The sequence below is a fragment of the Psychrobacillus sp. BM2 genome (assembly GCF_048572895.1).
GTDB lineage: Bacteria > Bacillota > Bacilli > Bacillales_A > Planococcaceae > Psychrobacillus.
Window position 1 is genome coordinate 1,001,098 of the sequence record NZ_CP183878.1, and the last position, 15,252, is coordinate 1,016,349.

12 protein-coding genes are annotated in these 15,252 nt (G+C 35.9%); 11 read left to right on the plus strand and 1 reads right to left on the minus strand.

Annotated features, from left to right (window positions below):
- Positions 1–14 precede the first annotated feature (14 nt).
- The gene (locus ACN6MX_RS04385; RefSeq protein ID WP_419961455.1) at positions 15–971 is read left to right on the plus strand and encodes a bile acid:sodium symporter family protein; all 957 of its coding nucleotides are present in this window, start codon (positions 15–17) and stop codon (positions 969–971) included.
- Positions 972–2,159: 1,188 nt separating this feature from the next.
- On the opposite strand, the gene ACN6MX_RS04390 is transcribed toward ACN6MX_RS04385, so the two are convergent.
- Positions 2,160–2,624, minus strand: coding sequence for a YkyB family protein (locus ACN6MX_RS04390; RefSeq protein WP_419961456.1), 465 nt, complete (start codon positions 2,622–2,624; stop codon positions 2,160–2,162).
- 192 nt (positions 2,625–2,816) lie between these two features.
- Here ACN6MX_RS04390 and ACN6MX_RS04395 point away from each other — a divergent pair, with 192 nt between their 5' ends.
- From ACN6MX_RS04395 to ACN6MX_RS04440, 10 genes are all read left to right on the plus strand, one after another.
- On the plus strand, positions 2,817–4,856 hold the full coding sequence (locus tag ACN6MX_RS04395) for an EAL domain-containing protein (RefSeq protein WP_419961457.1): 2,040 nt from the start codon (positions 2,817–2,819) through the stop codon (positions 4,854–4,856).
- 301 nt (positions 4,857–5,157) lie between these two features.
- Positions 5,158–5,925 (plus strand): 2,4-dienoyl-CoA reductase, encoded by a 768-nt coding sequence (gene fadH / locus ACN6MX_RS04400; protein WP_419961458.1) that lies wholly within the window; start codon positions 5,158–5,160, stop codon positions 5,923–5,925.
- A 104-nt stretch (positions 5,926–6,029) separates the two neighbouring features.
- Positions 6,030–6,470 carry a cyclic-di-AMP-binding protein CbpB gene (cbpB, locus tag ACN6MX_RS04405; RefSeq protein WP_419961459.1) on the plus strand — a complete coding sequence of 147 codons (441 nt, stop codon included), beginning with the start codon at positions 6,030–6,032 and terminating at the stop codon, positions 6,468–6,470.
- Between the two features lie 346 nt (positions 6,471–6,816).
- Entirely contained in the window at positions 6,817–7,692 is an 876-nt protein-coding gene (locus tag ACN6MX_RS04410; protein WP_419961460.1) for a LysR family transcriptional regulator, read from the plus strand.
- A gap of 59 nt (positions 7,693–7,751) precedes the next feature.
- Positions 7,752–10,157: a hypothetical protein gene (locus ACN6MX_RS04415; RefSeq protein WP_419961461.1), complete on the plus strand. Its 2,406-nt coding sequence runs from the start codon at positions 7,752–7,754 to the stop codon at positions 10,155–10,157.
- Positions 10,157–11,086 carry an ATP-binding cassette domain-containing protein gene (locus ACN6MX_RS04420; RefSeq protein ID WP_419961462.1) on the plus strand — a complete coding sequence of 310 codons (930 nt, stop codon included), beginning with the start codon at positions 10,157–10,159 and terminating at the stop codon, positions 11,084–11,086. Before ACN6MX_RS04415 ends, ACN6MX_RS04420 begins: the two co-directional genes overlap by 1 nt.
- 1 nt (position 11,087) lies before the next feature.
- Positions 11,088–11,930: an ABC transporter permease gene (locus tag ACN6MX_RS04425; RefSeq protein WP_419961463.1), complete on the plus strand. Its 843-nt coding sequence runs from the start codon at positions 11,088–11,090 to the stop codon at positions 11,928–11,930.
- 12 nt (positions 11,931–11,942) lie between these two features.
- Positions 11,943–13,373: a hypothetical protein gene (locus ACN6MX_RS04430; RefSeq protein WP_419961464.1), complete on the plus strand. Its 1,431-nt coding sequence runs from the start codon at positions 11,943–11,945 to the stop codon at positions 13,371–13,373.
- A gap of 11 nt (positions 13,374–13,384) precedes the next feature.
- Positions 13,385–14,377, plus strand: a complete 993-nt coding sequence (locus tag ACN6MX_RS04435; RefSeq protein ID WP_419961465.1) for an AAA family ATPase — start codon at positions 13,385–13,387, stop codon at positions 14,375–14,377.
- Positions 14,374–15,249 carry a DUF58 domain-containing protein gene (locus tag ACN6MX_RS04440; RefSeq protein ID WP_419961466.1) on the plus strand — a complete coding sequence of 292 codons (876 nt, stop codon included), beginning with the start codon at positions 14,374–14,376 and terminating at the stop codon, positions 15,247–15,249. The genes ACN6MX_RS04435 and ACN6MX_RS04440 overlap by 4 nt, the downstream gene beginning before the upstream one ends.
- The last annotated feature ends 3 nt before the right edge of the window (positions 15,250–15,252 follow it).

Genomic DNA, 15,252 nt, shown 5'->3' on the forward strand with positions numbered 1-15,252 from the left:
AGGAAGGAAGTAGATTGCTACAAAAGTTCAATTTCTTTATCCAAAGATGGATGGCTGTTTTAACTCCTTTAAGTTTAGTACTAGGTGTATTTTTGGAGGATGTGGGTGGATTCCTATTATTCTTAGTTCCATGGTTATTTGCTTTCATGACTTTTTCCAGTAGTCTAAGTATGAAGCTTAATGATATCAAGGTGTTTACCAAATATCATAAAACTATTTTAATAAGTATCGCATTTTTACATATTTTAATGCCTATTTGGGCTTATACCTTATCTACAATTATTTTTGACGATCATTTGCTAACGATTGGATACGTTCTTTCTGTTGCTGTCCCTACTGGGGTTACCAGCGTCATTTGGGTTAATATATGTAAAGGACATATCCCACTTAGTTTATCTATCGTATTAATTGATACATTATTATCTCCAATAATTATGCCTTATCTATTGCATATAATTGTTGGTGAAAGTATCGCTATTGATACAGCATCAATTATCATAGATTTACTATGGATGATAGTACTGCCTTCCATTGCAGGGATTGCACTTAATGAACTATCCAAAGGTTCTATCCAAAACACTATAGGAAAATACTTAGGCCCGCTTTCAAAACTAAGTCTTTTTGGGGTTATAATGATAAACAGTAGTGCTATAGCACCCTATCTAAAGGATATTAACTGGGAATTAATCGGTGTCATATTTTTGGTACTTATTCTATCTATCTCTGGTTATATTTTTGCTATGCTACTAGGTAGATTTATCTGGAAGGATACAAGTATTCTAACAACATTTGTTTTCATTGGTGGTATGAGAAATATTGCTGTTGGTGTTATTGTTGCAACCACTTATTTCCCTGCGAAAGTTGCAATGCCCGTTGTTTTTGGAATGTTATTTCAGCAAGTACTTGCTTCATTATTTAGTAAAGTGATTCAAAAAAAACAGTTAAAAAAAGATGGTCTTTTGGAAACTTGAATTCAAGTGTACTTTTAAAAGGGATGAAAAAAATCTGTATGAACAGCATACTCATATTAAAATTCAATCCTTTTAACTTAGCGGTAATCCTACCAAATATACTTTCCACAAAATGTCCCGTGAACACCAGTTTATGAAACTTTAAAGAACGAATAATACAACTGAGTTCGCTTCAGGTATTTACAAAGAAACAGGCTAAGAGCACCACCTCGTAATCGCAACGATGATGGACAGGCAACCGCCATAAGATTACCGAAAAAAGTGAGTATTGGTTTTGACAATCGTCATAACCAATACTCACTAAAAATTCGCTCGATAATCTTAAAGCAAAACGTCTGTCCAGTGCTCTTCGAAAACGATAGAAACAGGTTTTGATCTTTAAGGACCAGGCATTTTTTTGCACGGTTTTCTTAAAGAATAAGAAAGTATATAAAAATGTACCATGAGCACTGGATTTATAGCACTTTAAAAAATGAATAATACTTGTGATTTCCGTTTCAGGTGGACGCTTTCCGTGGGGTGAGCGATGAGCTATCACCGTCGCTAGCGCGTCGATGTGATAGCTCATCTGTCTCACTCATCCCACAGGAGTCGCCACCTTACACTCCAATCAATATAGTGTGTATTACTCCACTATAAGATTTAGCATAGCTTATCACTTTGATGATAAGATTGGTCAAATTTTAGAGTGTGATAAAGTTATTTGTAATCGTTTTTGAATTATATATTCTATTAATTATCCAAAGAAGTATCAACAGAGTAGATTTTCTTTAATACTAGTGGAAATAAAGAGAAATAGTAAGTATTTACTAAATAAAGTAGCGAAATAGCGAACGAAATTGCATCTTCGTGAGCTTGTTCTATCAATAAGTAGGTATCTTTTCTCTAGTTATTAAAAAATGCACTGACCTGTTTCTAAGCGTTGAAGGAGTGCGATGGACAGACAAACGCCATAAGATTATCGAAAAAAGAGATTCTGGTCGTGACGTAGTCACGACCAGAATCTCCAAAAATTTCATCGGTAATAATATAGCAAGAAATCTGTCCAAAGCACTTCGGAAACGTTGGAAACAGGTTTTGAATTAAAGGACTGGGTGACTTTTACCCAGTTTTTCTTATTTAATCTCTTCAGAATAATCTTATCTAAGATTTAATACTCTGAACAACATAAAAAAAATTCAAAATTGCTTATCTATCTAAATAGGATTTCATCGTACGTTTATATCGGTGCTCTTTCATATAGGACTTAGTACTAACAACAGGTTGCTTTGGGGACTTTTTCACAATAAGATGAGGACCAATATATTCGGTAAGTAACTGCTTAGCCATCTTTAAATTCATCTTTCGAATTGGGTTTCGATAGGAATCGTCTAAGTGTCCAAGATGTGGGAGGTTCTTAAAATCTTCTTTTACCGGAATCATATGGAAATAATAATCGGCATACTGGATCAAGACAGAGGATTGTTGTTGACTATGTTTTGGGTTTCGAACGAAATGAAGACCAACTTTTCTAGCTTTATTTTCAGCTAATAGTTTATCAATTGTTAACTTTTTCAATTCATAAAGTGGCTTGTTATCTATTGCTGTTTTCGCGTGACGGTTTACTGTATAGATTGCTGTTGCTATGTTTTTTTCATCTAATATAACTGACATAAAATCCCCCTTCGAAAGCTGCTCCATAAGTATATCATACCAATTCCACCACGAATTGTGTACACAAATCAAAAAAATGTTGAAAATAAATATATTTGGATAACATTTCTAAAGAAAGTAGTGAATAAACCGATAAAATGAAGTAAAGTTATTTATATAACAAGTACTTTTTCGTAATCATTGGAGGACTATATGCATAATTCATCAGATAAAAAATTGGCTATCAGTGATTATTTAATAAATGTGATAAATGAAAATCCCTCCATCCCAACATATTTGCTGAAAAAAGATGAACAAAATGGATTTTCTGTTATTTATGTAAATGATGCAGCTACTTCTACATTTCAACCATTTGAACAAAGCGCACTAGAGGCAGTATCGAACCAACTACAAACACTACTTGTTAAAGATAGAAAGTATGAGTTCCATCAAAATATTCCTTTTACCATACAAAAAAAACAGTATACATATGATGTTACAATTATATTGCTAGAAGATGGAATAGAATCGATTTACGGTGTGACAATGTATGATAGGACGAAGGATGAGAAAGAAAAAAGTATTTTAAAGGGTTATAAAGACAAATTTTTTTCCCTTTTTAATAATAATTTAGATCCCATTATTTCGATTAGTGAGAATGGAAATGTCCTCGACCTGAACACTATAACATCAAAGATATTAGGCTATGATCCAAAGCTCTTAGTAGGACAATCGATTGAAAAGCTAATTGAAGAAAACTCGATGAGAAATTTTCAATTGATGATGAAGCAAACATTAACTGGCTATGCTACGGAAATGCAAAATTGTTTAATCCAGCATGTTAAAGGGCATTATTTACCTATGTATATAAAAGCTATACCGCTGGAAACAAATAATAATATAATTGGTTTGCATTTAGTTCTTCGAGATACTACGACAGAATCAGATGAACAAGAACAATTGTATTATCTTGCTTACCATGATCATCTTACAGGCTTATGGAATAGACGTGCACTAAAGGAGCATTTACGGGAAACTTTAGTGAGTGCGGAACCGGGTAGCGAAATATCGGTAGTACGAATTGATTTAGATCGATTTAAAATGATCAATGAATCACTCGGCTATAATTATGGAGACGAGCTACTGAAAAAAATTGCGGATCGATTAGGATTGTACATAGATAAATCAAGTAATTTATATCGCCAAAGTGGTGACGAATTTGTTTTTATAATTATAGGGAAATCTAGAAATGAGACTAGCGAGTTTGCAGAAAATATTTTAATAGAACTTTCTAAGCCTTTATACTTAGATCACCAAGAATATTTCGTCACAGCTTCTATAGGTATCTCTATGTTCCCATATGATGGAAAAAAGATGGATGAGTTACTTATAAAGGCGGACCAAGCATTATATATTGCTAAAGATAGAGGAAGAGCGCATTATCGCTATTACCAAGAACAAATGAATTTAGCCTTTCCAAATGATGCCTTAATGGAATCACATTTACGGAGAGCGATTGAGAAAGAAGAGTTTTCTATTCATTATCAGCCCCAAGTTAATCTAGTGACAGGTGAAATAAATTCATTTGAAGCTCTACTACGATGGAACAATAGAAAGTTTGGATATGTTTCACCAATGAATTTTATACCACTTGCCGAAGAATCCGGAATGATTATGCAAATAGGGGATTGGGTGCTAGAAGAGGTTTGTAAACAGTTAAAGTATTGGCAAGAAAAAGGATATCGTCCAGTTAGAATCGCAGTAAATATATCGCCAAAACAATTTGTACAAGACAATTTTGCTGTTAAGATACACGAGAAAATCCAAAAGTATGAAATCAATCCTAGTTCATTAGAAGTGGAAATCACTGAGAGTGCTATGACCGATATGCAAGATACTTTTACTACTTTAAAAGAACTGAAGGATATAGGCGTTGTAATTTCAATCGATGATTTCGGAACTGGTTATTCTTCTTTAAGCTATTTAAAAAAATATCCTATCGATATTATAAAAATCGATCAATCGTTTATCAAAGATATGGAATTAGATGATAAAAATGCAGCTATTGCTACAACGATTATCCAACTTGCTCATAGTTTAGGCATGGAAGTTATTGCAGAAGGAGTGGAAAAGGACAGACAAGTAGAAATACTTAAATCAGCTAATTGCCAAAAAGCACAAGGTTATTTGTTCAGTAAACCGGTTCCAATTGAACATATCAATGAAACTTATATGCAACATGAAAAGCCATAAATTCTTTTTTGAGAATTTACGGCTTTTTTTATGAATGAAGGTATAAATTTTGAAGAAGTGATACAGTTATTATGCAAGAGGTGGGTTTGACGGACGTCACGACCAAACTCTTTAAAAATCCACTTGATGATTATATAGCGACCTTTCTTCCCAAAGCTCTTCGAAAACGATAGAAACAGGGTATAATCTTAAAGGACTTGTCCCTACTTGCCCAAATTTTCTTAGAATTTACGGCACTTTTTAAATAAGTATGATAAAATATTGAGTGAATGTTCATTCAATTTAAAAGGGGTGTTTTATCATGTTGAAACAGAAAACAATAATAGTTACTGGTGGTTCAAACGGGATGGGAAAATACATGGCGATGAAATTTGTATCAGAAGGTGCAAATGTAGTCATAACAGGGCGTGATTTAGAAAGGCTCGAGAGCGCTAAAAAGGAAATTGAAGCATATGGTAATACTATATCGTTTTTTCAAATGGATGTTCGCAACCCAGAGCATGTAGAGGCAATGATTCAATTTGCAGACAAAACATATGGTCATATTGATGGTTTAGTTAATAATGCTGCGGGTAATTTTATAGTAGAGGCAGAAAAACTTTCTCCTAATGGGTGGAAGGCAGTAATTGATATCGTCCTGAATGGTTCCTTTTATTGTTCAAGTGCGATAGGAAACTATTGGATTAGCAAAGGAAGCAAGGGGGCTATTTTAAATATGCTTGCCACATACGCATGGGGAGCAGGAGCTGGAGTAGTCCATTCTGCTGCCGCAAAAGCTGGTGTTATGTCACTAACTAGAACATTAGCAGTTGAGTGGGGGACTAAATATGGAATTCGTGTAAACGGAATTGCACCAGGTCCTATTGAACGTACTGGAGGAGCAGGAAAGCTATGGGAATCGGAAGAAGCGGCGAAACGAACACTTCAATCTGTTCCACTTGGCAGACTTGGAAAACCAGAGGAAATAGCCGAGCTCGCAACTTTTATATTATCCGATAAGGCTTCTTATATGAATGGTGAGATTGTGACATTAGATGGTGGACAATGGCTGAATCCTAATCCTTTCTAAAAAAAAAAGAAAGCGATTTCATGGTTTTTTTATTCCTTTAATGTGCTATGATAGTTACATAGGGTGTTTTCTTATGATGAAAGCAAACAAAGGAGTAGGATGTAATGATAACTGTGAGCAGCAAAGATTTTTTACAAATTCCGATTTTGGATTACATTATTTCTGCAGAAAAGGTTGCACATGTACAATTAGGAAATAACGCAGAACATGCTTTACTTGTACTCACAAAAACTGGATATTCTTCCATTCCCGTATTGGATGTAAAATATAGACTTCAGGGGTTAATAAGTTCTCAACAAATTACAGATGAAATTTTAGGATTAGAACATATTGAGTATGAGCGTTTACCAGATTTAAAAGTAGATGATATTATGAAAAAAGACATAGCAGTCATCCATGTAAATGAAAAGTTTCAAAAAGGGTTAGATCTATTAGTAAATAACCCTTATATTTGTGTAGTGGACGACGAGCAAACTTTTTTAGGGATTTTAACAAGAAGAGTCATTTTAAAACAAATGAAAAAATACCTTTATCAAGCGCAATAAAATCCCAGATATTTTTTAAGCATGGAAGGCCAATCTTAGTTGGCCTTCTTTTTTCATAGTATCATTCAGTATGATATTAATATAGGAATACATTTTATTATGGATGTCCGTTACATTTAGACGCTTTCTAACTGAGCGAAGTCAAAAAACATCTACTTGCAATGACATGTCGTTTACTTGCGTTCGTGAGAAATTTACTTGCTTACCCTTATAAATACTCGCGATCACGGCATGTTTACTTGCTCTTAAAGGTGATTTACTTGTGAAATGGTAATATTATCTGCTATTTTCATTGCTGACCATTCCATGAATGACATTACAATCCCATTTGAAAAGAGGAAAGACTATGGTAACAGATTTTTTAATTATTAAAACACTAGCTGAGGAACAAAATATGCGAAAAGCAGCGGAAAGATTGTTTTTATCCCAGCCGGCATTATCTCTAAGACTTCAAACAATTGAAAAAGAATGGAATGCGAAGCTTTTTTTGAGATCACAAAAAGGCCTAACTGCAACGCCAGAAGGAGAGTTAGTTATTGAGTTCGCGGGTCATATACTGCAGCAAAGAGAAGAGGTATATGAAACGATTCAATCATTATCATCGAAAGTACATGGTACCTTGAAAATTGCATGTGCTTCAATTGTTGGTCAAAACTGGCTACCGAAAGTATTAAAGGACTTCGTGCAAACTTATCCGGAAGCGAAAATATCTCTATTGACTGGGTGGAGTTCGGAAATTGTTAAATCAATTTACGATGGAGAGGCTCAAATAGGCATAGTGCGTGGACAATCTGATTGGAAGGGAAATAAAATCCATTTATTTAGAGATACTTTATATTTGGTGGACAAGGAGATGACGTCCATTGATGAAGTGTTGACGACGGAAAAGCCTTTCATCCAATTCAAAAGTGATTCTAACTATTATCAGGAAATTCAACAATGGTGGCAAAAGCATTTTTCGATCAATCCTAAAAGACAAATTATCGTCGATCAAATTGAAACATGTAAACAAATGGCACTAAATGGAATAGGTTATGCAATTTTACCATCCATCACATTAACGGGTCATGAGGATGTGAACAAAATACCCTTAACGAATAATGAAGAGCAATTTGAATTGACGAGAGATACATGGCTGATCGGCTATGATGCAGCATTCAATCTACCTCAAGTTGATGCGTTTGTCGAAATTGTAAAAAAACATGCAAATAATTTTCAATGAAGGAACCAAAACTTGCCATTAACGTACTAATACATATATAGACAAAGGGGGGGAAAAAGATGCATATAAAAAAACTTGTGATGGTTATTTCAGCATTTATGATTTATTTTATATTATCGCCATCAATAGAAGCATTAGCAGCACCTGAACTAAATGTAAAAGTGACTACTGGATTTAATGGAAAAGCAAAATACGGTGAAGGCTTGCCTATATCTCTAACAGTGGATAATAAAGGAGATGCATTTTCAGGAGACATCGTCCTCGATTTAGCTGAATCCTATAATTTAGGGAATGCACAGTCTATTCCGTTCGAAATTGGAGCAGGTGAAACAAAGACCATTCAAATTGCAGCAAGTGGGTTAGCGGAAGATTATATGTATCAAGGAACTAATGTAAAAATGATTCACTTTTTTGAGGGAGGATGGGAAAAAGGTAAATCCATCGACTTCAAAGGAGCTAAAACGTTTAAAACAAGCTTTCAAGATCCAGCAACTATTTACTATTTAACTTTAACGGAAAGTGCGGATCGTTTAAAGGTTTTGGGTCAACTTAAGCAACCTAATCAAGTGAACGATGAAATTATTCATGTAGCACAACAGAGTAACTTTACATTACCAGTTGAGGCAGTTGCTTGGGAAATGGCAGATTACATTATTATAGATGAATTTGTGATTGCCGATTTAAATGAACAGCAACAGCAGGCACTTATCGATTATGTCTCAACTGGTGGAATAATAGTAGTGGGTGCTTCTGATAATGTAACGGCAGAGCTTGGAAATCTAAGCAGCTATCTACCATTAAGTTTACATACATCAACTCAAAGTATAACTGCTCAGCAAGCAAGTGCATTAACAGCGAATAACTTATTGACAAATGATCTAAAGATTTATGAAGCGTCTTTAACTAGTGGTTCGTCACCGTTGATACAACTGGATGGAACAATAATAGCGGGTAAAAAACAGCTCGGTAGCGGAACGATCATTCAAACAACTTTTTCGCTAGGAGATGCTCCTTTGTCTGCAGATCCTGTGTATAGTGATTTAATGTCCACTATATTGCAGGCGGTGCAAGTGAAAAATACACAAAGTATGCACGGTTATAATAATTTAAAAGACGAGCTTGTATATAATTTAGGTGAAACGAATTCGTTATTTAGTTCCTTTAAAGTATCTACACCTCTAATGGTTGGAATTGTCGTTGTTTATATGATCATTATAGTTCCATTGTTATATATGATTTTGAAAAGAAAAGATAAACGAGAGTATGCCTGGGGTATCATTCCTCTCACTGCAATAATTGCCTCACTCGCGATTTTTGGCTACGGTGCAAAGGATAGAATAGCAAGACCCCAAGTACAGCAATCCTCATTCCTTGAAGTAAATGAGGATAAAAGCTTGAATGGATATTATGCAGAATCGGTTTTAAGCAATAAAAGCGGAGACTTCACTTTTGAGGCACCAATTACCACTACGATGGTTGCAAAGAGAAGTACAAACTCTTTAACGGGTCAAACGGCTAATGTGTACGAAAATGCAATTATGGAAAAACATGCAACAAATAGTGAACTAACATTCCGTGATGTAGGTTATTGGTCGGTATCTTCATTGTTTGGAGAGACACAAGTTCAGGACGTAGGTAATTTTGGGGTAAATCTAAGAGTCGACTCTAGTAAAATTCTCGGTACAGTCCAAAATAATTTTCCTTTTGGCTTAAAAGATGTCGCTATTTGGTCAGGTAGTAAGCTGTATAAATTAGGTGATTTAGCTGCTGGAGAAAAACTAGAGGTTGATAAGGATCTTGGTACGGTTATGCTTATGCCAACTTCTAACCCGTATATTAATACAAATTACGGAGCATTTGCGAACAATCAAATCGATTTAATGACTCAACGAAAACAAGCTTTATATTCATCCAGTATTTTATTTAAAGATACTAACTCGACTCCAGCTATTACTGGCTTTGCCGAGGACAATATTCTTCCAATTGAAATGAAAGATAAAAAAGTTGAACTTTCTTCATTACATTTAGTTATTCAACCATTTACTGCTACTACTATTTTATCTGGTGAGTTTACGCTTCCAGCTAATATGTTCACAGTCAATGTGAATACAGATCAATACGGCAAATATATGCAACCGGTCCAAACTAGTAACCTAGAGTGGTATTTAGATGATGGAGAATATAATGTGTATTGGGCTGTACCAGAAACACTTCCTTTAGAGAAGGTCAATTGGACACAGCTACAAATTGCGAATACAGATCGCAATTCTCATACTATTGAAATTTGGAATTTAAAAACCGAATCTTTTGAAGAAATCACTGAAAGTCGTTTTACTTTAACTGAAAATATTGATACGTATATCAATGAAAAAGGAATAATCCATTACAAATTAATAAAAAAATCAGTGCAAGGTGATCCATATACACGACTTCCAGAAGTGCGTATGAAGGGGGAAGTGAAGTAATGATAGAAATTAAAGGATTAACTAAAAAGTATGGCCCTTTTTATGCATTAAATGATTTAAATTTAACGCTACAAGAGGGCACCGTATTTGGTTTCGTTGGTGCGAATGGAGCAGGTAAGTCCACTACCTTTTCAATATTGGCTACATTGCTTCAACCTACCTCTGGAGATGCCTTTGTAAATGGAAAAAGTGTAAAGACGGATGCAAGTGAGGTGCGTAAACAAATTGGTTATATGCCTGACTTTTTTGGAGTGTATGATCAATTAAAAGCGAATGAGTATTTAGATTTTTATGGAGCAAGTTATGGAATTTCCGAAGCGGAAAGAAAGGTATTAATTCCACAGTTGCTCGAGTTAGTTAATTTGACTCATAAACGTTATGAATATGTCGATTTACTTTCACGAGGAATGAAACAACGCTTATGTTTGGCTCGTTCATTAATACATGATCCAAAAGTTCTTATATTAGATGAACCGGCTTCAGGACTTGATCCACGAGCACGTGTAGAGATGAGAGATATTCTAAAGCAGTTAAAAGAGATGGGAAAAACGATTCTCATTTCCTCCCATATATTACCGGAGTTAGCTGAAATGTGTGATGAAATAGGTGTGATTGATGGGGGAAGGCTTATCGCCCATGGCTCTGTCGCAGATATTCAAGCACAGCTAGCAGGAGAACGACATATTACTGTAAAGGTGAAGGGTTTGTTAGAAAATGTTGCAACCTTTTTTGAAGAGGATCCTTTTGTATCCTCAGTAGAATTACACACAGAAAAAAATTCAGTTGCTTTCCATTATCGAGGGACAGAAGACGATCAAATCAATTTACTAAGAAAAGCGATGGATCATTCGATAAAAATTATTTCCTTCGCTGAAACCGAAACAGATTTAGAGGATGTCTTTATGGAAATAACGAAAGGAGCGAAATAATATGAAGCAGGTATTTTCTAATCCGGTATTGGTAAAAGAAATTAAATTGCGCTTTCGTTCCCCAAAAAGTTTCATAGGAATTCTATTTTATTTAATTGCTATGTGTATTTTTGTCTTTGGATTTATCTTACTAACGACCCAATTTTCTGGGACTGGTTATTTCCGTCCAGAGGAAAGCTTTTTTATGTTTACGATGCTCACCTATATTCAACTTGGGTTAATACTCTTCATCACTCCAGGCTTAACAGCGGGTGCCATTAGTTCAGAGCGAGAAAAACAAACATTGAACATATTATTAACGACAGCACAGACTTCACTTCAAATTATTTTTGGTAAATTAACATCCTCCATTGCCTTTTTACTATTGCTATTAATAGCTGGATTGCCAATTTATAGCATGGTTTTCTTATTCGGTGGGGTATCACCAGGTCAATTAGGCATTATTTTCTTATTTTTCTTTTTAACGATGCTTGCTATCGGAAGTATTGGAATTATGTACTCGACTATCATTCGTAAAACAATTGTTTCTATGATAGCAACTTATGGGACAATGATCTTTTTAAGCGGGGTAACCGGCTTTATCTACTTAGTAATTACGGGTATGAATACTATGGTAACAGGTTCTCTAGCATCTTCGCCCGTAGGTCATTTTTTTGCGAGTATTAACCCAGTTGTGCTTGTACTTACGCTTGTATCTCCAGGATCAGATACCTTTATAACAGATACAACTAAAGTAGATTTTCCAATTTGGGCAGGGTATGCAATCTTTTATATTTGTATTACAGTATTAGCTATTTTTATATCGGTGAAAAAACTGCGAGTAAATATGAAGAGGACAAGGTGAGGAGGACAATAGATGAATAGTCCAAAAAAGTTAATCCGTTACGTTACTAAAGCTAAAAACGGTCTGGCGGTGGAGCATTATATTAGAATGCTCCAAGCTGCCTTCTTTTATAGTTTTAGTGCTACTGCGATCATTCTTTTTGTATCTCGTTTGTTTGTCTTTCCATATTATTTAAGAACTTCCATTCTTGTTGGAAGTTCTGTTTTTATAGGCACGTTTTTGTATGCTTTTTGGAAGAGACCTTCAAAAAACGAAGCAGTACAGAAGCTGGATTCTTTCTATTTGGATAATTTACTGGTAAGTGCTTTAGCTTTCCTTCAGGAAAAATCGTTGCTCGCTAAAGGGGTAATAGCCAAAGCAGAAAATAACAGTGAAATTGCATTTCAACTATTCAAGAAGCGTGACAAAAAGTTTTTTCAGCCTAAGTGGATATTGGGATTTGTTTTGGCACTTGCGGCAGTGCTCTTTTTGTATGTGTTCCCAGCTGCTACACAATTAGAGGCAAGGGATATAGAAAAAGAGCAGGAGATTGTGAAGGAGCTAAAGAAAGAAGTAAGTAAGCTTGAGAAAAAAGAGGTATCAAAGCCAGTAAAAAAAGAATTGAAAGATCTTAAAGAAAAACTAAAAGAAATGGATACAGCAGAAGAAGCTTTACGTGAAGTAGTGAAAAAACAAAAAGAATTAGCACTTAAAGAACAGAAGCTAGAACAAAAGAAAGAAGTAACCGAGCAGGATGATGCATCTGAATCATCTTTAACAGCAGAAGAGCAAGAAGAGTTAGCTTCTCTAGAGGATGTTAATAATTCATTAGCAAAAAGTGCGACCAATTCTCGAACTACTCTAAGTAAGATGGGTAAATCATTACCGTTCAGTTCAAGCGGGATAGCCCAAGGAAATAACAATGCACAAACTTCAAGTAGTTCCAAAGGTCAACAGGGGCAAAATCAACCGGGACAAGGACAAGGGCAAGGACAAGGGCAAGGGCAAGGGCAAGGACAAGGACAAGGACAAGGGCAAGGACAAGGGCAAGGACAAGGACAAGGGCAAGGACAAGGACAAGGACAAGGACAAGGACAAGGGCAAGGACAAGGACAAGGACAAGGACAGGGTCAAGGACAGGGTCAGGGTCAAGGACAGGGTCAAGGTCAAGGAGGAGGAAAAGGCGCTGGGTTAGGTTCAGGGGGTAGAGATTTACTTTCTATTCCTTCAAGAATTGGAGGAATAGGAGAAACTTCGGTCGATTCAGGTGAACTAGGAGATGGAGATTCTGCAAGTGAGCAACCAGCAGATACACCTATTACTCGAGGTTCCGCAAGACCATATGAAGAGGTCATCAACGAATATTCGGATTCCTATATAAAAAGTTCCGAGCGTATGCAGTTACCATCAGATTTACAAAGGATTGTTCAAGATTACTTTTCGTCAGTTGAAAATAGTGAATAACGGAGGAAACTATGACTTTTACAACAGAAGACTACATGAATATGAGTAAGCGTTTAGATGATGTTCGTACAGAAATAGGTCAATTTATCGTGGGTCAAAAAGAGGCAGTTGAGTTTTCTATATACTGTGTATTGGCGGATGGGCATGCCCTTCTTGAGGGATTACCGGGGTTAGGTAAAACCATGCTCATACGAACAGTTTCGGAAGTGTTAGATTTATCCTTTTCACGTATTCAGTTTACCCCTGATTTGATGCCTTCAGATATCACAGGTACGAGTATGATTGAACGATTAGAAAATGGAAAGCAACAATTTACCTTTCAAAAAGGACCGATTTTTAGCCAGATGGTGTTAGCTGATGAGATAAATCGAGCAACACCGAAAACACAAAGTGCGCTTCTAGAAGCTATGGGTGAAAAAACAGTTACCGTTCTTGGGGAGACCAAACAATTAGACCCTCCATTCTTTGTGCTTGCTACGCAAAATCCAATCGAAATGGAAGGTACTTATCCATTGCCAGAGGCTCAAATGGACCGTTTCTTATGTAAGATACTCGTCTCATATCCTTCGAAAGCCGAGTTAATGGAAATAACTAAACGTACAACAGGCGGACAAACGATTCAATTAAATAAAATAATGAATGCAGAAGAAATAGTGCATGCACAGCAAATGGTAAAGGAAGTACTTATAGCAGATGATATGCTGGAATACGCGGTAAACATCATTGCGGCGACACATCCTGAAGAAGCAAGCATTCCTGAAATTGCTCAATATATTCAATACGGGAGTGGTCCTCGTGGCTTACAAAGTCTTATCAAGCTTGCAAAAGCGAGAGCATTAGTTGCTGGACGTTACCATGTATCGATTGCAGATATTAAAACAGTTGCTAAACCTGTATTAAGACATCGTTTATTGCTCAATTATGAGGGAGAAGCAGAAGGTAAAACGGCTGATGAACTAGTCGACCTTATTCTCCAAACAGTTAAGCAAGGACAAGCAGTATGAGTACCCTACAATTAGTTCCAAAGGATTGGGCTGGGAAGCTAAGTAGATTATCCATAACAACTAAATCAAAACTAAGAGGTCAGCATAAAGGGTCCCATCGCTCACAGCGTTTTGGTGCTTCTTTAGATTTTTCAGACTTTCGAGAGTACTCACCAGGTGACGATGTACGGCAAATAGATTGGAATGTATATGCACGTACAGATAAGTATTTTATCAAACGATTTTTAGACGAACAGGAAATGCGAGTACATATTTTACTTGATACGACTAAGTCAATGGGTGATTCTCTGAAATGGACCTTCGCTAAGCAATTAGCTGTATCTTTGGGAATTCTTGTATTGCAGAGAGATGATCGATTATCCTTTTCTGCAGTTAGTGAAGAGAAACTGCCTCCCTTTAGAAGAAAGGGAGCAACTTACCGGAAAGCCTTAATCCAAACTATTTCGGACATAGAAGAGCCAGACATGAGTTCTTCTTTTACAGATAATGCACTTCCTTTTCTGCCGAAAGATAGTACGGTCTTATTTGTTATTACGGATTGCTTAGAAAGTATCGAATCTTGGGAACGACTACTTCAGAAGCTGCCAAAGTTCGCTGGCGATATTCGCATTTTACAAGTCGTTAATAGTGAAGAGCTAGATCCCTCATATGGTGGAGATGTGCAATTAGAGGATATCGAAACGTCGGAACAGGTAAATGTATCGATATCCTCAAGGGTACTAGCAGCATATCAAGAGGAAAGAATAGAACATCAAAAACGAATAGAATTACTTTGCCATAAATTCGGTATTAAATTATTGCAGGTAAATGCAGAGGAAGGTATTTCGCATACAATGTTTCATCAATTACTGCGAGCAAATTGGGTGCAATGAGGT